Source organism: Belliella alkalica, from assembly GCF_022549785.1.
Lineage (GTDB): Bacteria > Bacteroidota > Bacteroidia > Cytophagales > Cyclobacteriaceae > Belliella > Belliella alkalica.
Genome location: NZ_JAKZGO010000001.1, coordinates 38,333 through 59,572 on the forward strand (window position 1 = coordinate 38,333; position 21,240 = coordinate 59,572).

Genomic DNA, 21,240 nt, shown 5'->3' on the forward strand with positions numbered 1-21,240 from the left:
AAAATTTGAATCCCTTGAAAACAATTTTCAAATCGCGTAATCTAAATTAGATTTTTATAAGCTTTTGACACTTCTTAAAATTGAATTTTCTCTACTATTGACAATTTAGTTTTTTGGTTTATTTTTATGGAAAAAATATGAAAAAAACACTCCTTTTACTCGTTACATTTGTTTTTGCTTTCAGTGTTCAGGCGCAACAAACCGCAAGTTATACTGAAGGGTTGCTTAGCTTTGGAAACGGTGAATTTTTCCAAAATGGAATGCGTATCAAGATGACTGACGTCATACGAATTACCCAAGTAAATGAAGAAGCTAATGAGCTTGTCAGAAAAGCTAGAACCAACAAAGTGGTAGGGGATATTATGGGTTATTCTGGTTCCTTTGCAATCGGATGGGGAATCGGTGGTGCAATTGCAGGTGCTCCAATTGAATGGGGGTGGATAGGAGCGGGTGTTGGTTTGATTGGACTTGATCTTTTATTCCAAAATTCTTTCAGTAAAAAAGCCCAGCTTGCTACTGAAGTATTTAATGCAAACATGCCTTATGGGTCTATAAAAACACCAGTAGAATTGGCAATTGGAGTACAAAAAAATGGCTTTGGACTTGCTCTTAATTTTTGATAGCAAAAGAATAACCCCTGACTTGAAATCAAATCAACCCTTAAAGGCATTAATTCTTTAAGGGGGTCTTTTAAAAAATATACAACCGAAAAAAAAGCGATTATTTCAATCAATTTTTCGATAAATAATTTAGCAATTCCTGTAATTTCTCTTCTTCCTTACTTTTCCAATAAGGAAACTTATCCATTCCGTGAGAATAAAATTCCTGTTTTAGTATTTTTTCTATTTCCATTTTAGCATACTCAAGTTCAAAAAAATTAACGGATTGGCCTGCTCCATATCTTTTTGCAATCATTTCCCAATTCATATTTGATGAAAAAACAAATGGTTTGCCCATAGCCAAAGATTCATACAATTTACTAGGGATTTTTGGATGTATACTTGGCAGCTGATGGTATGGAAGCAACACTATGTCACAATCATCATAGGATCTCAATATCTTTTTATAATCGATCGGAGATGGAGATATTTCCAATCTGATTTGCGGTATTTTAGAAGCGATTTCTTCGATCTTTTTTCCATAATCATCGATAGTGACATGTCCTATTATGTTGAGTTTGTAGTTTGGATTATACTTGACAAGTTCCCCAAACCAAAGGATGGCATCTATAGTCCCATATACTTCTGTTAGTGTACCCGAAATCAGGAATGTCAATGGTTTATCGGCGGCAAATTTGACAGTTTGTATCTTCTTGATTTTTCCAAAAAACTTGTTCTCAAGAACGACAAAGTTTTTAATTGTTGGCATTTCTTCTTGATAGCAAGCTTCAGCAAAAATATATTTATCAATAAATGGTTTGCTTATGTTTTGAACAAAACCAACCCAAGAAATAGCCAACCATTTTTTCCATCCTGAAATAGTTTTGTTTTCTTTAATATTGAGCTTATAGTTTTCTTGAACATCATAAACAAGTCGGTATTTCAAAAAGAATTTCATCAGAACAGCTGCCGGCAAGAGCTCATAAGTAGTGATGATTAAAACCTTTGGTTTGATTTTTTTAAGGATTGATATAAAATTTATTGAAACAAAAAGCCTTCTTGGATTGTCTCTATTACTGCCAAAAAGCGTAAAAAAGTCTATATCTTCTTCTCTAGGGACATTTTTTAATGAAAATCCTATGATGTTAAGGTGGTATTTATTTGTTTCACGCAATGAAAGACCAAGGCGGTAAAAACTACGTGCATCATGCAGTGGTTTTAGGACAGAAGCTATGGCAATCTTTGGCTTAATCATCACAAAATTTAATTAAAGCGAAACTAACAAAAAATATGGATTTACAGACAATCATTGAAAACGCATGGGACAACAGAGAGCTGTTAAAGGAAAAAGATGTAGAAATAGCAATCAAATCTGTTATTTCAGATTTGGATGTTGGGAAATTGAGAGTTGCTGAGCCTCTTGAAGATGGTTCTTGGAAAGTAAATGACTGGATCAAAAAGGCTGTGATTTTATATTTCCCGATTCAAAAAATGCAGACAATAGAAGTTGGCCCATTTGAATTTCATGATAAAATGGCACTAAAGACCAATTATGCCAAGCAAGGTGTTCGTGTGGTACCACATGCAGTCGCGAGATATGGTGCTTATTTGGCATCTGGCGTGGTTATGATGCCTTCTTATGTCAACATCGGTGCATTTGTGGACAGTGGCACGATGGTTGATACTTGGGCTACTGTTGGTTCATGTGCTCAAATCGGCAAAAATGTACATTTAAGTGGTGGAGTAGGTATTGGTGGAGTTTTGGAACCTGTTCAGGCTGCACCGGTAATTATCGAGGATGGTGCTTTTATTGGTTCTAGGGCGATCATTGTAGAAGGTGTAAGAATTGGTAAAGAGGCAGTAGTAGGAGCGGGAGTTACCCTTACAGCTAGCTCAAAAATCATTGATGTGACTGGATCCGAACCTGTAGAATACAAAGGTTATGTACCACCAAGATCGGTTGTTATTCCTGGTTCCTTGACAAAAAAATTCCCTGCTGGAGAATTTCAAGTTCCTTGTGCTTTGATCATCGGTCAGAGAAAAGCTTCTACAGACTTGAAGACTTCATTAAATGATGCCTTACGTGAAAACAACGTAGCGGTTTAATTATTAATTTCAAAAAAGATTATGCGTACTCAAATTCGATTTTATTCAAGCTTATTATTATTAATTTCTCTCTTTGCATGTGGGAGCGCCTCTAATGATGGAGATGATCTTTTTGCTGCCGAAAAATATGAAGAAGCTATTCAAGCTTACGATAAATTTCTCTCAACAAATCCGAAAAATGTAAAAGCGCTGTATAATAGAGGTCGCTCACATGAAGAGATTGGAAATTCAGATTTAGCGGAAAAAGATTTTATTACGGCCTTGGAATATGAAGCAAACAATGTTCAGGTAATGCTTAGCTTATCCAATCATTTTCAAAAACAGAAAAATCATAGCTCAGCATTGCTTTATGCTGATCGTGCTGTAGAAACCCCAGGAGCTCCTGCCATGGCCTATTTTATGAAAGCTAGAGCGCTTCATCAGTTAGGAAATACGGATGATGCTATGAAGGAATATAGCGCTGCGATCAAAATGGACAAAGAATTTGGACAGGCTTACTACAATAGAGGTTTGTTGAAATTGGCTACTAATAAGAAAAAATCTGGCTGTGAGGATTTGAATTTGGCACTTAAGTTGAACTATAGTCAAGCTTCAGCAGCTATCGAAAAGTATTGCAAATAATATATCAAAATAACACAAAGTAAAAAGAGGAGCTAGTTTTAGTTCCTCTTTTTTTTTCATAGCTAGTTAATCGAAGTTAAATTTTTTATGAAGCGAATAACCTTTGAGTTTTAAATCCTTTTTAAAAGCAAATCACTTATAGACTAATAGTTTAATAACTATATTTAAATAGTAATATAAACTTCAAATAAGAAAAAGCCTTTAAAAATCACATGGATATTTTGAGTTCATTACTTCAATTATGGCTTTTTATCCTGTTAAATAAAAGTGATAAGTGCCTTGGATTCTCATCTTTGTGATCACAAACTTTATCAGACTGTAAGCGACCGCTACCTTGGCAAGTTCGGCAAGCGCTAGTTTCAACTTTGCTTCCATCGCAAGTAGGACAAGTCAATCTTCCTTGACCAGAGCATCTTTCACATTCAAAATACTCTATGATATTGAATACATTTCTTTTGGTAATTAAGCCCGACCCAACACATTTGCTACAGCCGACTATCCCCTTTGCCTTACAATATCCACAATCTTGCTCTAGGTGTTTGGAGCCTTCACAAGTAAAGCACTCTTGAAATCTATATCCCCTTCTATCACATAATTCACATGACTTGATTGCATTCAATGGAACGTCTAAAAGTTTTTCCAAAGCTTTAGCTTTCTCGTAATTGTCTCCTTTAAAACCATTCAATTCCAAGTATTTATTTAAAAAATTGGCACTGTTGTCATACTGCTCTAGTTGGTAAAGCGTTTCTGCAAAGAAATACGGCATTTCTGGCGGAATAGGAAGGTTGGAATCAATAATCTGCCTAAAAAATATATTGGCTTTTTCATAATTCCCATTTTCCATTTCTTGCATTGCACTATTCATCAACCTAGATGAGCCCCCTAGACTAGGCTGTACTTGTGCAACTGCAGAATTTATGCTGAAAATCAAGAAAATTTGAAAAACGATTTTTTTAGTAAAATTGATTTGGTTCAATGTCATTTTATTTATTTTGGATTTTGAAATCACAAATTAATCAGGTTTGATTCATAAATCAATTAAATGAATGCTTATGAATTGAATTTTATGACTATCCGCTTTCTTCCACTTAGTCAAACAATAGATTGTCGGATAAACGAATTGTGGTTCTGTTGACTTTGACCTATTATCTGCTGACGAGTATCCGCAACTTACAAAGGTGCTTCTTACCCAACGCTGATACACATATTGAATTTTTATTATTTCTCTAAAAAATTTATTTATGATAATTTGTAATTTATTTTTATACAAATTACTTTGCTCGAAATACAAAAAAGATGATACAAAATATTATTGATTCATTGTCACCTCAATTACTGGGAGAATTTAAAAATAAGTTTGGAATGGGCAATGAACAGGCATCAAGTACTCTTTCTATAACAAAAGAGAGCTTGTCAGGATATATCAGCAAAGAAGTAGCATCAGGTAATTTTGAAGGACTTGCAAATCTTCTGAACCAATCTTCAGCAATTACCTCAAATCCAATATTCAAAAGTATGATCGGAAAATTGGTAGCTGATTATGGAACCAAACTTGGAATTAGCGAAGAAAAGGCAGATTCAATTGCTTCATTTGTACTCCCAAAGGTGATTTCTTCAATTTCTGGTAGTAAAAGTGGAGATTTTGGAAAGTCCGATATTTTGACTATGCTCGGATCTTCTGCAGGTGATGCGCTCAAAGGGAAAGCCTCAGATATGCTCAAAAAAGGATTAGGAAATTTCTTTAGTTAATAAAATCAACATAAAACTCAATTAAAATGTCACAAACCATTACAGAAATCGAAGGTATAGGACCTGTTTTTAAGGAAAAGCTAAGTCATGCGGGTATTGCAACTGTTGGTGCTCTTTTGGAAAAAGGTGCTAGCAAAAAAGGAAGAAAAGAAATTGCCAGTGCATCGGGAATAGATGAGGGTAAAATCTTAGACTGGGTAAACATGGCGGATCTTTTTAGAATTAAAGGTGTTGCAAGTCAATTTGCTGAACTACTTAAGGCAACCGGAGTAGATACAGTAAAGGAATTGAGAAACAGAAATCCTGAAAATCTTCATAAAGCGTTGACTGAAAAAAATGCAGAAAAGAAATTAACAAGAGTAGTACCATCTCTTGCTATGGTAGAAGGCTTTATTAACCAAGCAAAAGAACTCGATCCTGTGGTGACACACTAAGAAAATAACTTACATATTTCAAAAAAAACCTTAATCCATTCTTATGTATTAAGGTTTTTTGTTTATAGATTGTCCGTTTAAAAATCAAAATTTTGTAATGAGTCAAAAAGAACTATTTAAATCCCATATAGAAGAAGGATACACTTTCAAAAATGATTATTTTATCCTAGGGACTGGCATCCTTGATCAAGAACCAATCCATCATGCCCAAGTAAAAGTCCCTCTAAAAACACTCAATAGACACGGTTTGATTGCAGGTGCTACAGGGACAGGGAAAACCAAAACCCTCCAAGTGATAGCAGAACAATTGTCATTGAAAGGCATTCCTTCTGTTTTGATGGATTTGAAAGGGGATCTTTCTGGTTTGGCAATGCCAGGTTCAATTAATGCTCATATTGAAAAAAGAAGCAGTGCAATTGGAGTAGATTATGATCCTACGGGATTACCGGCTGAATTAATGTCAATAAGTCAAGAAAAAGGAGTCAAGCTAAAAGCTACAGTTTCAGAGTTTGGCCCGGTTCTTATGTCACAAATAATGGAGTTGAATGATACTCAAAGAGGTGTAATGGCTTTAGTATTTAGATTTTGTGATACCCAACATTTACCTTTATTGGATTTGAAAGACTTGAATAAAGTTCTTCAATATATTACAAATGAAGGAAAAGAATCGATCACTAAAGAATATGGATCTGTATCACCCGCCTCTGTCAATACTATAATGCGTAAGATTATTGAGCTAGAGCAGCAAGGAGCAGAGCAGTTTTTTGGGGAATTGTCTTTTGAAGTTGATGATTTTGTGAAAATTAAGGATGGAAAAGGTGTAGTATCTATCATTCGTTTGACTGATATTCAAAATAGGCCTAAGCTTTTTTCTACTTTTATGCTTAGTTTATTATCAGAGATTTATGAAACATTTCCTGAGCAAGGAGACTCTGACAAACCAAAGCTTTGTCTATTTATCGATGAAGCGCATTTGGTATTTTCTAATGCAAGCAAGGACTTGATAAATAAAATAGAATCTATCATTAAACTAATTCGATCAAAAGGTGTGGGGATATATTTTTGTACCCAATCGCCAACTGATATTCCTGATGCAGTCCTGGGTCAGTTGGGTCTGAAAATCCAACATTCATTGAGAGCATTTACAGCCAAAGATCGAAAAGCAATAACTAAAACTGCAGAAAATTATCCTATTTCTCCATTTTACAAAACATCTGATGTATTGACTTCCATGGGAATAGGAGAGGCTTTTGTTACTGTCCTCAATGAAAAAGGAATTCCAACTCCCTTGGTCCATACGCTATTGAGGGCTCCAGTATCCCGAATGGATATTTTGGATGATTCAGAAATCAACATTTTGGTACAAAAATCAGACCTTGTAAAGAAATATTCTAGAGCTATTGACAGAGAGAGTGCTTTTGAGATTTTGGATATGAAAATCACAAGGGCAGAACAAATAGCTGAAAATGAAGCACAAACTAAAGCAAAAGTACCACCTAAGCCAAGAAGCACTGCCAAAGAAGCAAGTTTGTTAGATGATTTGAGTAAAAATACGATGATCAGACAAATAGGTAGAACTATTTTCAGGGAATTAACACGTGGAATAATGGGTTCTATTTCAAGAAAAAAACGATGATCCATATTTGGGTCTACTTTCAAGAATATAATGTTAAAAATAGGAGTTATAGGAGCAGGAGCTGCAGGTTATTTTGCAGCTATCCATGCGTCTAGTTCGAAATCAGAAGTTACTATATTAGAAAAAACCTCAAAATCATTAGCTAAGGTGAAGGTTTCAGGCGGGGGGAGATGTAATGTGACTCATGCAGCTTTTGAAGTTGCGCAATTGATAAAAAATTACCCGAGAGGCGAAAAGTTCCTGAAAAAAACATTTAGGCACTTTTCTGTTGGTGATACTGTGAATTGGTTTGAATCCAGAGGAATAAAACTCAAACGTGAAGCAGACGGAAGAATGTTTCCTGTTTCAGATGATTCAGAGTCAATTATTCAAGCTTTAACCAAGGAGGCTAATCTGAAAAGAGTAAATATTCGATATAATTTTGCTATTGATACAATAAAGTATGAAAAAAATCAATTTACTGTATTTGCAAAGGATAAAAGTGAGACCTTTGACAAATTAATTATCTGTACAGGAGGCTCACCGAAAATATCAGGGTTTAACTTTATTCAGGGTCTAGGTCATCATGTTTCCGAGCCAATCCCATCGCTTTTCACATTCAACACGCCTCAAGAGTCAATTCGTGAGCTTATGGGTATTTCTGTACCTGATGCTTACATAAAGTTAGAAGGAACTAAATTAGCATATCAAGGTCCATTACTTATTACGCATTGGGGCTTAAGCGGCCCCGCTGTGCTCAAGTTATCCGCTTTTGGGGCACCTTGGCTCTACGATAAAAAGTATACTGCGAAAGCGCATATCAGATGGAATACAAATTGGTCAGAGTATGATTTGCAATCCCACCTTGGGAAGTTTAGGACTGAACATCCCAAAAAGAAAATTATTTCAAACCCTCTATTAGGATTGCCAGGGCGATTATGGGAGCATCTTGTGGAAAAAGCTGAAATAGAACCATCAGTACTTTGGCACGAGATATCAAAAAAGAACTTGAACAAATTGATACAAAATCTTTTTTGCTATATTGTGTCGATTGAAGGAAAGACAACTTTCAAAGAGGAGTTTGTTACCGCCGGTGGTGTAACATTAGAGGATGTGAATCCAGATACCTTGGAAAGTAGGTTGTATCCTGGTTTGTTTTTCGCCGGTGAAGTCCTTGATATCGATGGTATTACTGGAGGATTCAATTTTCAATCAGCTTGGTCAACAGGTTATTTAGCAGGTATTAACTCTATTAAATCATTAAACAATGTATAATATTCCACCAATAAATCTAGAAAGAATAGAGGAAATGGCTGATGGTGATTCTGATTTCAGGTATGAATTGATCGTTGCTATTCATACTTCATTGACAGAATTAAAAGAAAAATATCTTGAAGGGGCTGAGAATGAAAACAGCGAAGCAATTCACCATATCAGACATAAAGTAAAGCCAACTATGTCATTGTTTGAAATCGAAAGGTTAAGAAAATCAATACAGGATGGAAAGGAAATAATTGAAGAAAAAGGCTTTAAGGCAGAATTTTTAGAACACCTTGAAGAATTTCTAGATGCTTGGCAGGAAGTTTTTGACTTTGTTTCCAAAGAAATGAATAAGAAATAAGCAAATAGAAAAAACTCAATTTCAAGTCATACTTATTTTTAAAACCAAATCCACAAGTCGATTCGCATAGCCCGATTCATTATCATACCAACCTACTACTTTTACTAAGTTGCCTTTTGCTGAAGTTAAACCTGAGTCAAAAATACAAGAATGTGGGTTACCAATGATGTCTATAGATACTATTGGATCTTTTGTGTATTCTACAATCCCTTTCATTCTTCCTTTTGATTCATTTTCAAAAATCGAATTGATTTCTTCAGCTGTAGTTTCTTTTTCAAGAACCACAATCAAATCTGTCAGTGATCCATCTGGTACAGGTACACGCATTGCAGAAGCTTCGATTTTTCCTTTTACTTCAGGTAAAACGATTTCCATAGCCAAGGCAGCATGCGTCGTAGTTGGAATGATTGAATAGGCAGCAGCCCTAGCTCTTCTCAAGTCTCTATGTGGTGCATCATGGAGATTTTGATCATTAGTATATGAATGTACCGTGGATACATATCCTTTGTCAATCCCAAAGTGCTCGTGTAGTATTTTCACCATTGGAGCCAAGCAATTTGTAGTACAGGATGCATTTGAGATTATTTGCTCCTCCCCAGTTAGTATGCCATCATTCACACCCAAGACAATTGTTGGTACTTCTTCGCTTTTAGAAGGTGCTGTGATGATGACTTTTTTTGCACCTGCAGTCAAGTGCGCAGCAGCTCCTTCTTTGTCTGTAAATTTGCCCGTAGATTCCAACACAATGTCCACATTCATATCTTTCCAAGGAATCTGAGAAGGATCTTTCTCTGCAAAAATTTTGATCAGTTTTCCATTAATCAATAAATCACCATTCATCTCCTCGACTTTATGATGGTATTTGCCGTGAATAGAATCGTATTGCAACAAATGGGCAAGGGTAGAGGGATCAGTTAAATCATTGACAGCGACCAACTCAATATCTTCTTGTTCTAATAGTAATTTGATAGTGAGTCTTCCAATTCGACCACAGCCATTTACAGCTACTCTCTTTTTAATCATTTCGGGTGTTATATTTTAGAATGCGAAGTTAATAAACCAGCTGTTTATTAACTACAAAAGCATATGGCAATGGAGTTTTTATTTTTTTTCAAAAATTGATAATACCTAAGAAGTTTCAAAATGAATACTAATAACTCAATCCTCAAAAAAAGTTTAGATGGTTAGGAGTTTAGAAGTTTAGCAGAAGATTCATGCCAAATCCCAAACTCAAATCTCCTATATCCTAATCAACTATTTTACTAAGTAGAAAGAACTAAAAATAGTATCACCTTAATTAACCAATAACTTATTAACTGATAACACAAATTGAGAGTGTTAGGAGTTTGGGAGAAGATTCATGCCAAATCCCAATTCTCCGATAACCTAATCAACTATTTTTACTAATTAGAAAGAAGTATAAATTGTAGCACTTTAATTAACCGATAACTTATTAACTGATAACACAAATTGAGAGGGTTAGGAGTTTGGGAGAAGATTCATGCCAAATCCCAATTCTCCGATAACCTAATCAACTATTTTTACTAATTAGAAAGAAGTATAAATTGTAGCACTTTAATTAACCAATAACTTATTAACTGATAACTCAAGTTTAGGGAGTTTAGAAGTTTAGCAGAAGATTCATGCCAAATCCCAAACCCCAAAATTTCCGATAACCTAATCAATTATTTTACTAAGTAGAAAGAACTAAAAATAGTATCACCTTAATTAACCAATAACTTATTAACTGATAACTCAAATTTAGAGAATTAGGAGTTTAGAAGTTTAGGAAGTTATTCGTGCCAAATCCCAATTCTCCGAAAACTTAATTAACAAATTTTATAAACAAGTATAAATTGTATCACTTTAATTAACCGATAACTTAATAACGGATAACTAAACAACAGTTGATTTAATTAACCAATAACCTCTCCCAAAAAATAATGATGAAAATTTTTTTCGCTAATATTCAAGGTATTGGCATCGATTACCAAATATTTTTTGGTGAGGTTTTGCATTATGAATTTAACCCTCTATATTTGCATCACCTTACGGAAAAGAGGTTAATTCGATTCTAAAATGGTCCGTTCGTCTAGGGGTTAGGACGTATCCCTTTCACGGATAAAACACGGGTTCGATTCCCGTACGGACTACTAATCAATTAACCTTTTTTCCATTTATGGTCCGTTCGTCTAGGGGTTAGGACGTATCCCTTTCACGGATAAAACACGGGTTCGATTCCCGTACGGACTACTACAAATTGATGTTTTTCATCATTCTGATTGCAGAGATTTTTTATAAAATTACTTGCATGAAGAATTTGTTTTATGGTTGTTAGTGGTTAAAGTGAGTAAAAACCTGGTCTTGTAGACCAGGTTTTTTATTTTTATACCACCACCAAACCAGCATCAAGTAAATCTATCCATAGCTTTTCACGAATTAATTTTTCAATACTTCCCAAACCAGCTTCTTGATATGATTCTTCAAATTGAGAAAATGTCATTTCTGACTTCGAAGATTTGAGACGCATTTCTTCCAAAATTTTAATCAACCACCTTCCTTCTTTCGTATTTACTTTAATTTCAGTTTCCTGTACTTTATTTTCTACGTATAAGACAACCCCTTCTACAACTTTCCCTTTTTTACTGAATGCGGTTTTTCTCAATTCAGGCTTATTTCCGAGCCAAATCATTTTCGCCGATGGTTTATAACCGTTGCTAGTAGCATCAGTAATAGATTTGTAAATAAAACTAGGGGAAACAGTTGTCCTAGGGATTATAAAATCAAACCATTCTTGCAATGGAAAATCAAAACAGATTCCATGCATATAATTGAACAATGCTTTCTTTAGTCCTGCACTGAACATCTCATGCTCTGTACCTTCAGGATCTTCATGGCTTAGGTCATTATCTGCAAATAGTCCTTTCTCAGGACCAACCTTCACTACTCTAAATTTCGAAGGATCAATGCCAATAGGGGCGTGTGAGGTCATTGCAAAAAGATGCCAGAATCCAGATTGGATCACATTATTTTCAAATAGCTGACGTACCATTTCCAAGCTGTCGATTGTCTCTTGTGCTGTCTGAGTAGGAAACCCATACATCAGGTATGCATGGACCATTATCCCTGATTCTGTAAAATGGTGCGCTACTCTTGCTACCTGTGCAACATTGACACCTTTTTGCATCATTTCCAGAAGTCTGTCTGAGGCTACTTCCAAACCTCCTGAAACAGCTATACAACCCGAAGCTTTCAACAACCTGCAAAGATCAAATGTAAAACGTTCTTCAAATCGGATATTGGTCCACCACGTGATTTTAAGGTTTCTTCGAATTATTTCAATGGCCATCTCTCTCATCAAAGCAGGAGGAGCAGCTTCATCCACAAAATGAAACCCTGTTTGGCCAGTTTGTTCTATCAACTCTTCTATTCTATCACAGATCAAAGAGGCAGATACCGGCTCGTAATTTTTGATATAGTCCAAAGAAATATCACAAAAAGAGCATTTTCTCCAATAACATCCATGTGCCATCGTCAATTTGTTCCACCTACCATCAGACCAAAGCCTATGCATGGGATTGACAATTTCGATTACTGACAAATACTTATCCAATGGCAAACCTCTATAATCAGGAGTTCCAGTTTTGCTAAAGGGAACATCGCTTTCTTTGGATCCATTGCAATAGACTACTTCCTGATCTACAAGTGTAAATGTGCGCTTCAAATCCTTGAGCTGACGATTTCCGTCAAAATATTCCAACAAATTTGTCAATGGTCTCTCACCATCATCTAAGGTGATAAAATCAACATATTCAAAAACTCTTGGCTCTTTTAAGGAACGAAGTTCTGTATTTGGATAGCCACCACCCATGATTACTTTGATTTGCGGATGATGCTTTTTGATATACTGACCACATCTAAGGGATCCATAAAGATTGCCTGGAAAAGGTACAGAAAGACAAACTACATAAGGGCTTGATTTCTGAATGGCTATTTCCAATTCTTCGAACAAGTATTGATCTACAAATGATGGGCTGCCTTGTAATGTGTCATGTAATGGATCAAAAGATACAGCAGACCTTCCCAATCTTTCAGCATACCTACTAAATCCAAAATTAGGGTCCAATGCTTCTTGGATCAAATCACTCAAGTCTTCTAGGTACAAGGTGGCTAGGTGTCTAGCTTTGTCTTGAATTCCCATGGTACCAAAAGCCCAATCCATTTCATCCAATAGTTCAAATCTTGAAGCTTGTGGAAGAAAATCACCATCACAGATGTTGTAAGCAATGGTAGGGTTCTTAAACTGTAGAAAAGTGATGACTGGAGTTATAGTATGGAGGTAGTCATCTTGAAGCTTGACTATTCTTTGACTATTTTTCGAAAGTTTCTTAACATCCTGTTTTTCAATTTTTTGAAATAATTCAGTTAAACCTTTTTTTGAAAATATTTTCAAAATAACATTTAAACCTAGATCATATTGAAAAGAAGTTCTTTCCAACAAATTAAGATAGCCCTTGATGTAAGCTGTAGCCGGGTAGGGGGTGTTGAGTTGTGTAAATGGGGGAGTAAGAAGAAGAATCGATTTTGACACGGGAATTTAATTTGTTTCGAATTTCGGCAAATTCTCTGATTTTTAAACTTTATCCATCATGTCTTTCACAATTTTTTATTAAAAACGCAGAATTATGTCCAAAAAAACTTGCATAGCTTTCGATTTGATAATTATTGACTTAATTTGGAAAAAACTATTTAACCTTAAATAAAACCTATGATAACCCTTAAAAGAATTTTAGTGCTGATCGCTGTTGTTTCGTTTATATCAGAATCCTTTGGACAGCAAAAAGACATCAAACTACCACCTGAAGCTACTGAATTTTGGGAGCCTGTTCCAAGAAAAGTAAGCGTAGGTGCACAAAATCACGACGCACCAAGTGATGCGATTGTATTATTTGATGGTTCAAATTTGAATAACTTTGTCAGTGTAAGAGATAATAGTCCCGCTGCATGGAAAGTAGAAAACGGATCTATGACTGTCACTCCGCAAAAAGGTGACATCAAAACAAAAGAAGCATTTGGAGATATGCAGCTTCATATTGAGTGGGCTTCACCTACGGTAGTAAAAGGTGAAGGGCAAGGAAGAGGAAATTCTGGCGTTATTATAATGGGAATGTATGAAATCCAAGTTTTGGATTCTTATGAAAGCAGAACTTATTCAAACGGCCAAGCAGCAAGTGTGTATAAACAATATCCGCCTTTGGTAAACGCTACAAAGGCACCTGGAGAATGGAACACTTATGATATTTTCTTTACAGCACCTAGATTCAACAAAGATGGAATGTTGACCTCTCCTGCAAAAGTTACAGTAATTCACAATGGGATATTGGTTCAAAATGCAGTGGAACTGAAAGGTCCTACAGAATACATTGGAATCCCAAACTATAGGGCACACGAGGCAGAATTGCCATTCGTACTCCAAGATCATGGAGATTTAGTGAGTTTTAGAAATATTTGGGTAAGAAGACTTTGATCAAGTCTTCTTTCCAATTAAATTTTTGTAATCTTCTTCTGTATCAATATCAATTGAACCAAGTTCAAAACTAATTATTTCACAATCTTCCAAATACTTGTATATCAATTTTTTGGCACCTTCAGAAGTACTTAGATTGAGTAATTGATCATAGTATTTTTTGGTAAACAGTGCAGGAACACCTAAAGTGTCATTGTATTGACAAGCCACAATGCCCTTATCAGATTCTGATTGAACGCTAATGATCGAATCAATCAATTTGGAATCCACAAAAGGTTGATCACAAAGCATGATGATTATCTGATCAGGATATTCGGTTTCCATCAATTTTTTCAAACCTATCTGCATGCTACTTGCCATACCTTTCTTCCAATTATCATTTACTGTCACTATCGTTGAACGGAAGTCAATATTAGCTTTGATTTCATCCATATTCGCACCCAGCACTACAACTACATGATCTACACAGGATTCCTTTCCAACATTAATCGCGTTTTGTAGCAAATTGATGCCTTTAAATTCCAATAGCTGTTTTGCTTGGCCTAATCTTGAAGAGCTACCTGCTGCTAGGATAATAAGTCCTGTGGATGGTCTAGATTCTTTAATCATGGATTGGACCTGTTTTCTCTCTCAAGGATATTGGACTTTTGCGAGCTTCAACAGATTTGATTTCGGCAGCTATGGACAAAGCTATTTCCTCTGAGTTCTCAGCACCTAGATTTAAGCCCGTAGGTCCAAAAATATTCGATTTTCCAAATCCTTTTTCTGACAATTTGATTCTTTCAAACAGCTTTTCAGACTTCTTCTTTGGACCCAAAATGCCAATGTAAGGAAGGGAGAAGGGGAGAAGCCTCTCCAAAATGACCATTTCATAATCAAAATTATGTGTCATCAACAAAGCAACTGTACTTTCATCAATTTTCAATTTTTCTAAAACCTCCTCAGCAGACCCAATCACAATTTGAGATACTGTAGGAAACCGTTCTGAAGTGGCATATTGCTTTCTTCCATCAATCAAAATTACTTCCCAACCCAAAATGTCAGCTATTTTGCAAAATGGAACTGTATCATTGCCAGCACCAAAAAGCAATACTTGTGTAGGTGGTTTTATTTTTTCGTAAAAGACATGAAAATCCTGCTCCTGAAGTGAATAAGCTACTATTTCTGAATCATCTTGCGAGCTTTTCACCTTTATTTCTCCCAAAATCAATTCTTCCAATTGCGGATTATCATCCTCAAAATTGCCAATAACTTCATTTTCTTTATGTAAAATCGAAGTTCCAATCTGTTTTTCACGGGAATTTTTCAATGAAAAAACCGTAACCAAAGTACATGAAACCCTTTTCTCCAATGCTATCTTAAGTAGTTGAACAGGATTTAATTTATCTTGAAAATCGATAGGTTCTATCAAAATATGAATGATGCCATTGCAACCTAGGCCAATTCCAAACTTCTGATCATCTTCATCAGTGGTATCATAGGTTACGATCATTGATTGATTTTGAAACATTACTGCTTGGGCTTTTCTCAGTGCATCACCCTCCAAACATCCACCGCTGATAGCTCCTGTCAATTCCCCATTTTCACATATTAGCATCCTAGCACCAGGTCTTCGATAAGCAGAACCATCTACTTTGACGACTGTCGCCAAAGCTGTCTTAAGATTCTTATTTTCATATTTCTTATAAGCTGCAATTATCAGTTGAAATTCTTTCATTCTGTTGATTTGATAAATTCTAATACCAAACTATAAAAAAATGGACTTATAGAACCGAATATTTTATAAAAGGTTATAATCAAGATGGAAACTAGCGCTAGAGAAAACTACATATCACACCTTTAAAGGGTACAAAGCCATATTCTTATAGAAATACTATGCAAAATTTTGAAAATACTTATTTAAATAAAATAGGAATTCTTCAAAAAAACTTGGTATTTTGCAGATATGGCAAAATCAAGAGAAACCTTTAACAAGAAAGAGAAGGAAAAATTAAGACAAAAAAAGAAACAGGAAAAGGTAGATAAGAAAGAAGCACGTAAGTCAAATGATAAATCGACAGATTTTGAAGATATGATAGCATACGTGGATGAATTCGGTAATATCACCTCAACACCACCTGATCCTACCAAGAAAAGAAAAGAGATCGACGTAGATAGTATCGAAATCGGTGTTTCTAAAACCATAGAAACTGAAGATGATGGTGCAGGTAGGAAAGGAAAAGTTACTTTTTTCAATGATTCAAAAGGCTACGGCTTTATCAAAGATGAGCAGACGCAAGAAAGTATCTTCGTCCATGTTAATGGTTGCATAGACCAAATACAAGAAAACGATAAAGTTACTTTTGAAACAGAAAAAACTGCAAAAGGACTAAGCGCTATACAAGTGAAGTTAGTTGAAAAATGAAAATTGCCAGTCTAGCTGAAATAAAAAAAGAATTGAAGTACTTAAATGAAAAGGAACTTCATGATTTGATCGTTGATCTAAGTAAGTTTAGCACTGATAACAAAGCATATTTATTTTTCAAACTCTTTGAAAAAGAGAATCCTAGGATATTTGTCGAAATGGTTAAAGAGGAATTGGAAACTGAGTTTCAGAAAGCCAATACCAGAAATTACCATTTCGCCAAAAAGTCCGCCCAATTGATTAGGCGAAAGCTAAACAAAAACCTTAAGGTTAGCAAAGACAAAACCGCTCATATTGAGTTGATCATTTTTTTCTGTCAAAATCTTAAGGATTATGGATACTTGCAATTCAATCATCCAGTTATTTCTAATCTTTATCAAGTTCAAGTTGGCAAGGCGCTTAAGCTTGTTGAAAAGCTTCATGAAGACTTGCAATATGATTATTTACAATTGGTAGAAGAGCTTCCTGAAGTACGTTGATATTTCTTCTATAATTCGGGGAGTCTCAGAAACACATATTTTTGTTATATAATTTATATTATGTTAAATAGAATTAACTAATATACCCTAACGACTTCAAAAATTGTATTTATAGAGTTTTTTGATTAAGCTTATAAATTATTATAAAGCTACAATGCCTCAAGTAAACGCTGCTCTTATCGGAAGGATCCTTGGTCCTGTTATGTTTTTGCTGATCTATTATTTCGCTAAGCCTGACGGCATGAGTCCTGAAGCTTTGTCAATGTTGGCTGTGACTGCTTGGGTTGCGACCTGGTGGATTACTGAAGCAATTCCAATTGCAGCGACATCGCTGTTGCCTTTGGTGCTTTTACCTATTTTGGGAGCGCTTTCTATTCAAGATACAGCCAAATCATATTCGCATCCAATGGTGTTACTGTATATGGGTGGATTTATGATAGCAATGTCTATAGAGAAATGGAATCTGCATAAGCGAATAGCATTGCATACAATCCGTTTCATTGGTTCAAATACCAGGTTAATCATCTTAGGCTTTATGGTAGCTACAGCGTTCTTATCCATGTGGATTTCCAATACTGCAACTTCTTTGATGATGCTTCCTATTGCCATCGCAGTATCTACACAGCTTACCGGTGATACTGTAAGATCACGTACTGAAAATAAATTTGGCAAAGCATTGCTGCTTGGTGTTGCCTATAGTGCGTCTATCGGAGGTTTAGCTACTTTGATAGGAACTCCAACGAATATAATTTTAGCGAGCGTTATTAAAGAAATCTACCAATATGAGATTTCTTTCAACCAATGGATGTTATTTGGCCTCCCTATTTCATTGATAATGTTACTTTTGACTTGGTATTACTTAACTCATTTAGCTTTCAAATTTGACTCAAATCAGAATTTTCTATCTGGCAAAAAAGAAATTGACCAACAATTAGAGAAGATTGGTTTGATGACTATCGAGGAAAAGCGAGTTTCATGGGTTTTTGGTGCCGTAAGTCTGGCTTGGATTACTCGAACAGAATATTTACAAAAGTTGATCCCAGCACTTGATGATACCATAATTGCTCTATCCGGAGTTCTTTTTTTGTTTGTAATCCCATCCTCCAAGCCTAATATCAAGTTATTGGATTGGAAAACGGCAGAGAAAATCCCGTGGGGAGTTTTATTGCTTTTTGGGGGCGGCTTATCTTTAGCAGAAGGTTTCAGCTCTACAGGACTTGCTGAATGGATTGGACATCAATTTGTCTTTTTGGATTTCATTGCATTTGGTCTGTTTTTATTGATTATCATCGTTTCTGTAAACTTCCTTACCGAAATCACCTCCAATATGGCTACAGCTTCGATGTTACTCCCTATTTTGGCTGCGATCTCCTACTCTATGGGCGTTCATCCATTCGGTTTGATGGTCGGTGCCACCATGGCCTCTAGCTGTGCTTTTATGCTTCCGGTAGCAACTCCTCCAAATGCAGTGGTGTTTGGTTCAGGCTATTTGGAAATGAAGGATATGATCAAAGCTGGATTTTGGCTGAATATCCTTTCGATCATAGTGATTGCAGCTTTTACCCGCTACTACCTTCCTGCTGTTTGGAAGATTGATTTGTTGTACTATCCTTTTTAATAGTTGGGAAAATTTTGATTTACAAAAATATTGATGACGAAATAGTTTTTTTAGCAACTGCTTTGGAAGTTTTAGTACTGATCCCAACCATCCAGAGCTTTCTCGAAAACAGAAGGACGAATGCTTCTGCTGAATCATTCAATGCGAAAATAATAGCTTTCAGGGCTTAGTTAAGATAAGTGTCAAACATCGATTCTTCCTCTTGAGACTCGCTAAAATCTATGGTTGAAATTTTTAGCTCCCCAGATATTCGGACTGATCCGCAAAAAGGCTTAAAAAAAGGCTTAAAAACAAAAAAGGATAACGTTTCCGTTATCCTTTTGAGCCTCTTATCGGGATCGAACCAATGACCTACTGATTACAAGTCAGTTGCTCTACCAGCTGAGCTAAAGAGGCCTTTTTTGTATCTTTTAGAGCTGTTTTGCCCTTAAGACTCTGCAAATATAGTAGGTTAATTTTTACCTCCAAAACTCATTCGAAAAAAAAATAGGGAGATTAAACTATCTCCCTATTTATGAGTCAATTAAAATTCTCGAATAATTGAAAGTTTTTTCTTTAGCTTATCAATTTCCTGTTCTGCCTTTCTGATTTTGTCATCAAATTGGTCTTTTAACTTATCGGCAGTCTTGGAAGCAGCAAAAAACTCCAAGTTATTTTTCCATAAAGTAATGTTATTTTCTAAATCAGAAATTTGTTTTCGGATTCCATGTTCTTTTTTATTTAGAACTCTATTGCCATTTGGATCAGATTGAAGTTTGTTTAGGTTTAATCTAAACAAAAACTCATCCTTGTTGCCACCTTGGATCCCTAGCTTTTCGACATAGTGGTCTACCGCTTCATTGAACTTTGCCAAGACTTCTTTCATATTCTTTCTTGGTACAAATCCAATTTCATTAAACTGTAGGATTTTAGCTTCTAAACTTTCTTCAGATAATTTATCCGACTCTGCTTCTTTGGTGATTATATCAATTAGGGAAAGTTTTGTATTAAGGTTTTCATCAAACTCTTTGTTGACAGCTTTGTTTGCATTCCTTCTATTTTCAAAGAAAGTATCACAAGCCTTCTTGAATCGGCTATACAAATCATCACGAACCTTCTCAGGTGTTGGCCCAAGGTTTCTCCACTCCTGCTGCAGTGAAATCAGTTTGTTGGCTGTATCTTGCCATTCTGTACTTTCTATTAAGCTTTCTGCTTGAGAAATCAATTCCTCAGCTTTGTTCTTATTAGTCAGTCTCACTTCGTCCAATTCCTTGAAGAATTGGTTTTTATTTTGGAAGAAATGCTTAAAAGAACTCCAGAACTTCTTGTTGATTTCTTTTCCCAATTCCTTTGGAACTGGACCAACGGCTTCCCATTCTTTCTGAATTGCCAAAACCTCCTTGGTCTTAACATTCCACTCTTTTATTTTAGAAGCGCTAAAATTCGTGTATTCATCAAGTTTGATGATTAACTTTTCTTTTAGCTCTAGATTACCTTTATAAACTTCTTTTTGACTATCGTAATATTCCTTACGTCTATCATAGACTGCATCAGAAGCTGTTTTAAATCTCGTCCATAGACTTTCTTGCTCATCCCTAGGTACTGGACCAATATGCTTAAACTCTTCGTGTAAATCGTTTAAAGACTTGATAGCATCGTTAAGATCCTCAACTTTAACCAATTCTTCTGCCTTTTCACAGATTTCTGTTTTATGCTCAAGGTTCTTTTTTCTATCCAACTCTTTTAGCTCAAAATAGATACTTCTGTTATCATAGAATCTATCCATTAAAGCATTATATGAAGCCCATAAATTTTTGTTTTGAGCAGAAGGAACTTGTCCTATTTTTTTCCATTCTTCTTGGATTGACTTGATGGCATTGATGCTGAGGGTGGTCTCCTCACCATCCACCAAATCTCTCAATCTATCCAAAATGGCATTTTTTGCCGTTAGATTTCTTTCTTTTTGTTTTTCCTGATCTTTGAAAAATTCTGATTTTTTGACTTTGAAATCGTGGATCAAGACATAAAATTCGGAATCCAAAGTTGATTTTTTGAATTGAAAATTATCCTCTTCTCCCCCATCAGCTAAAAACTGCTGTAGCGCCTCATCTTTTTCTTTGTGAAAGTATTCATCAAAGTGCAATTTGATTTCATTTATTTTGGAATCTGATTTCGCAAAATTCGCCGAAGCCAAAACATTTTTTAAAGCAGTCAATAACTCTTCTTTGGAAAGTGAGGTATAATCTATCTCTTCTTCAGGTTCTCCCTCCTCTTGATTCAATTCCTCATCATCAACTTCCACTTTGGAATCCTGACTTACTTCGTTCGAAGTATTTTCAGTACCTTCCACTGTGGATTCCTGTTTTGCTTCGTTTGAAATCTCTTCACTACCCTGTGCTTCTTGACTTTGAGTTGCTTGGGTCACCTTGTCCTCATCGGACATTTCTTTGTCTGTGCTCATAATATAATCAGTACTTTTGAAAAACTG

19 protein-coding genes and 3 tRNA genes are annotated in these 21,240 nt (G+C 35.5%); 14 read left to right on the forward strand and 8 right to left on the reverse strand.

Going from position 1 to position 21,240, the window contains the following annotated elements; translation table 11 throughout:
• The first annotated feature begins 137 nt into the window (after positions 1-137).
• Positions 138-620, forward strand: coding sequence for a hypothetical protein (locus MM213_RS00150; RefSeq protein WP_241409232.1), 483 nt, complete (start codon positions 138-140; stop codon positions 618-620).
• Positions 621-729: 109 nt separating this feature from the next.
• Here the strand turns inward: MM213_RS00150 and MM213_RS00155 are convergent, their stop codons facing one another.
• Positions 730-1,854 carry a glycosyltransferase gene (locus MM213_RS00155; RefSeq protein ID WP_241409233.1) on the reverse strand — a complete coding sequence of 375 codons (1,125 nt, stop codon included), beginning with the start codon at positions 1,852-1,854 and terminating at the stop codon, positions 730-732.
• 35 nt (positions 1,855-1,889) lie between these two features.
• Between MM213_RS00155 and MM213_RS00160 the strand changes: the two genes are divergently transcribed.
• Together MM213_RS00160 and MM213_RS00165 are read left to right on the forward strand one after the other, a co-directional pair.
• Positions 1,890-2,705 (forward strand): 2,3,4,5-tetrahydropyridine-2,6-dicarboxylate N-succinyltransferase, encoded by an 816-nt coding sequence (locus MM213_RS00160; protein WP_241409234.1) that lies wholly within the window; start codon positions 1,890-1,892, stop codon positions 2,703-2,705.
• 21 nt (positions 2,706-2,726) lie between these two features.
• Positions 2,727-3,326 carry a tetratricopeptide repeat protein gene (locus tag MM213_RS00165; RefSeq protein WP_241409235.1) on the forward strand — a complete coding sequence of 200 codons (600 nt, stop codon included), beginning with the start codon at positions 2,727-2,729 and terminating at the stop codon, positions 3,324-3,326.
• Between the two features lie 235 nt (positions 3,327-3,561).
• Here the strand turns inward: MM213_RS00165 and MM213_RS00170 are convergent, their stop codons facing one another.
• Positions 3,562-4,308 (reverse strand): outer membrane protein assembly factor BamD, encoded by a 747-nt coding sequence (locus MM213_RS00170; RefSeq protein ID WP_241409236.1) that lies wholly within the window; start codon positions 4,306-4,308, stop codon positions 3,562-3,564.
• Positions 4,309-4,622: 314 nt separating this feature from the next.
• On the opposite strand from MM213_RS00170, the gene MM213_RS00175 reads away from it, so the two are divergent.
• The 5 genes from MM213_RS00175 to MM213_RS00195 all read left to right on the forward strand — a co-directional run bounded on the left by MM213_RS00175 (position 4,623) and on the right by MM213_RS00195 (position 8,745).
• Complete coding sequence (locus MM213_RS00175) at positions 4,623-5,075, forward strand: hypothetical protein (protein WP_241409237.1); 453 nt, start codon at positions 4,623-4,625, stop codon at positions 5,073-5,075.
• Between the two features lie 26 nt (positions 5,076-5,101).
• Complete coding sequence (locus MM213_RS00180) at positions 5,102-5,509, forward strand: DUF4332 domain-containing protein (protein WP_241409238.1); 408 nt, start codon at positions 5,102-5,104, stop codon at positions 5,507-5,509.
• Positions 5,510-5,606: 97 nt separating this feature from the next.
• Complete coding sequence (locus MM213_RS00185) at positions 5,607-7,145, forward strand: helicase HerA-like domain-containing protein (RefSeq protein ID WP_241409239.1); 1,539 nt, start codon at positions 5,607-5,609, stop codon at positions 7,143-7,145.
• Positions 7,146-7,175: 30 nt separating this feature from the next.
• Positions 7,176-8,399 (forward strand): BaiN/RdsA family NAD(P)/FAD-dependent oxidoreductase, encoded by a 1,224-nt coding sequence (locus MM213_RS00190; RefSeq protein ID WP_241409240.1) that lies wholly within the window; start codon positions 7,176-7,178, stop codon positions 8,397-8,399.
• A complete protein-coding gene (locus MM213_RS00195) occupies positions 8,392-8,745 on the forward strand; it encodes a hypothetical protein (protein ID WP_241409241.1) in 354 nt (117 codons plus the stop codon). The genes MM213_RS00190 and MM213_RS00195 overlap by 8 nt, the downstream gene beginning before the upstream one ends.
• A gap of 21 nt (positions 8,746-8,766) precedes the next feature.
• Here MM213_RS00195 and gap read toward each other — a convergent pair whose 3' ends face one another.
• On the reverse strand, positions 8,767-9,768 hold the full coding sequence (gap, locus tag MM213_RS00200) for a type I glyceraldehyde-3-phosphate dehydrogenase (protein ID WP_241409242.1): 1,002 nt from the start codon (positions 9,766-9,768) through the stop codon (positions 8,767-8,769).
• Positions 9,769-10,826: 1,058 nt separating this feature from the next.
• Between gap and MM213_RS00205 the strand changes: the two genes are divergently transcribed.
• Both MM213_RS00205 and MM213_RS00210 read left to right on the forward strand, forming a co-directional pair.
• Positions 10,827-10,898: transfer RNA gene (locus MM213_RS00205), tRNA-Glu, on the forward strand.
• A gap of 28 nt (positions 10,899-10,926) precedes the next feature.
• Positions 10,927-10,998 (forward strand) — tRNA-Glu (locus MM213_RS00210).
• A gap of 133 nt (positions 10,999-11,131) precedes the next feature.
• Here MM213_RS00210 and MM213_RS00215 read toward each other — a convergent pair.
• Complete coding sequence (locus MM213_RS00215; RefSeq protein ID WP_241409243.1) at positions 11,132-13,336, reverse strand: B12-binding domain-containing radical SAM protein; 2,205 nt, start codon at positions 13,334-13,336, stop codon at positions 11,132-11,134.
• A gap of 177 nt (positions 13,337-13,513) precedes the next feature.
• Here MM213_RS00215 and MM213_RS00220 point away from each other — a divergent pair, with 177 nt between their 5' ends.
• Positions 13,514-14,272 (forward strand): 3-keto-disaccharide hydrolase, encoded by a 759-nt coding sequence (locus MM213_RS00220; protein ID WP_241409244.1) that lies wholly within the window; start codon positions 13,514-13,516, stop codon positions 14,270-14,272.
• On the opposite strand, the gene MM213_RS00225 is transcribed toward MM213_RS00220, so the two are convergent.
• Together MM213_RS00225 and MM213_RS00230 are read right to left on the reverse strand one after the other, a co-directional pair.
• Complete coding sequence (locus MM213_RS00225; protein ID WP_241409245.1) at positions 14,273-14,881, reverse strand: nucleotidyltransferase family protein; 609 nt, start codon at positions 14,879-14,881, stop codon at positions 14,273-14,275.
• On the reverse strand, positions 14,874-15,989 hold the full coding sequence (locus tag MM213_RS00230) for an XdhC family protein (RefSeq protein WP_241409246.1): 1,116 nt from the start codon (positions 15,987-15,989) through the stop codon (positions 14,874-14,876). Before MM213_RS00230 ends, MM213_RS00225 begins: the two co-directional genes overlap by 8 nt.
• Positions 15,990-16,217: 228 nt before the next feature.
• Between MM213_RS00230 and MM213_RS00235 the strand changes: the two genes are divergently transcribed.
• From MM213_RS00235 to MM213_RS00245, 3 genes are all read left to right on the forward strand, one after another.
• Positions 16,218-16,676 (forward strand): cold-shock protein, encoded by a 459-nt coding sequence (locus tag MM213_RS00235; RefSeq protein ID WP_241275738.1) that lies wholly within the window; start codon positions 16,218-16,220, stop codon positions 16,674-16,676.
• Complete coding sequence (locus MM213_RS00240) at positions 16,673-17,155, forward strand: hypothetical protein (RefSeq protein WP_241409247.1); 483 nt, start codon at positions 16,673-16,675, stop codon at positions 17,153-17,155. The genes MM213_RS00235 and MM213_RS00240 overlap by 4 nt, the downstream gene beginning before the upstream one ends.
• A gap of 154 nt (positions 17,156-17,309) precedes the next feature.
• The gene (locus MM213_RS00245) at positions 17,310-18,773 is read left to right on the forward strand and encodes an SLC13 family permease (RefSeq protein ID WP_241409248.1); all 1,464 of its coding nucleotides are present in this window, start codon (positions 17,310-17,312) and stop codon (positions 18,771-18,773) included.
• Between the two features lie 323 nt (positions 18,774-19,096).
• Here MM213_RS00245 and MM213_RS00250 read toward each other — a convergent pair.
• Positions 19,097-19,169 (reverse strand) — tRNA-Thr (locus MM213_RS00250).
• Positions 19,170-19,296: 127 nt separating this feature from the next.
• Complete coding sequence (locus tag MM213_RS00255) at positions 19,297-21,213, reverse strand: DUF349 domain-containing protein (protein WP_241409249.1); 1,917 nt, start codon at positions 21,211-21,213, stop codon at positions 19,297-19,299.
• Positions 21,214-21,240: the final 27 nt, after the last annotated feature.

Bases quoted from the DNA above. Each gene is read 5' to 3' on its own strand.
- MM213_RS00150 (WP_241409232.1), top strand. From the start codon at position 138: ATGAAAAAAACACTCCTTTTACTCGTTACATTTGTTTTTGCTTTCAGT.
- MM213_RS00155 (WP_241409233.1), bottom strand. From the start codon at position 1,854: ATGATTAAGCCAAAGATTGCCATAGCTTCTGTCCTAAAACCACTGCAT.
- MM213_RS00160 (WP_241409234.1), top strand. From the start codon at position 1,890: ATGGATTTACAGACAATCATTGAAAACGCATGGGACAACAGAGAGCTG.
- MM213_RS00165 (WP_241409235.1), top strand. From the start codon at position 2,727: ATGCGTACTCAAATTCGATTTTATTCAAGCTTATTATTATTAATTTCT.
- MM213_RS00170 (WP_241409236.1), bottom strand. From the start codon at position 4,308: ATGACATTGAACCAAATCAATTTTACTAAAAAAATCGTTTTTCAAATT.
- MM213_RS00175 (WP_241409237.1), top strand. From the start codon at position 4,623: ATGATACAAAATATTATTGATTCATTGTCACCTCAATTACTGGGAGAA.
- MM213_RS00180 (WP_241409238.1), top strand. From the start codon at position 5,102: ATGTCACAAACCATTACAGAAATCGAAGGTATAGGACCTGTTTTTAAG.
- MM213_RS00185 (WP_241409239.1), top strand. From the start codon at position 5,607: ATGAGTCAAAAAGAACTATTTAAATCCCATATAGAAGAAGGATACACT.
- MM213_RS00190 (WP_241409240.1), top strand. From the start codon at position 7,176: ATGTTAAAAATAGGAGTTATAGGAGCAGGAGCTGCAGGTTATTTTGCA.
- MM213_RS00195 (WP_241409241.1), top strand. From the start codon at position 8,392: ATGTATAATATTCCACCAATAAATCTAGAAAGAATAGAGGAAATGGCT.
- gap (WP_241409242.1), bottom strand. From the start codon at position 9,768: ATGATTAAAAAGAGAGTAGCTGTAAATGGCTGTGGTCGAATTGGAAGA.
- MM213_RS00220 (WP_241409244.1), top strand. From the start codon at position 13,514: ATGATAACCCTTAAAAGAATTTTAGTGCTGATCGCTGTTGTTTCGTTT.
- MM213_RS00225 (WP_241409245.1), bottom strand. From the start codon at position 14,881: ATGATTAAAGAATCTAGACCATCCACAGGACTTATTATCCTAGCAGCA.
- MM213_RS00230 (WP_241409246.1), bottom strand. From the start codon at position 15,989: ATGAAAGAATTTCAACTGATAATTGCAGCTTATAAGAAATATGAAAAT.
- MM213_RS00235 (WP_241275738.1), top strand. From the start codon at position 16,218: ATGGCAAAATCAAGAGAAACCTTTAACAAGAAAGAGAAGGAAAAATTA.
- MM213_RS00240 (WP_241409247.1), top strand. From the start codon at position 16,673: ATGAAAATTGCCAGTCTAGCTGAAATAAAAAAAGAATTGAAGTACTTA.
- MM213_RS00245 (WP_241409248.1), top strand. From the start codon at position 17,310: ATGCCTCAAGTAAACGCTGCTCTTATCGGAAGGATCCTTGGTCCTGTT.
- MM213_RS00255 (WP_241409249.1), bottom strand. From the start codon at position 21,213: ATGAGCACAGACAAAGAAATGTCCGATGAGGACAAGGTGACCCAAGCA.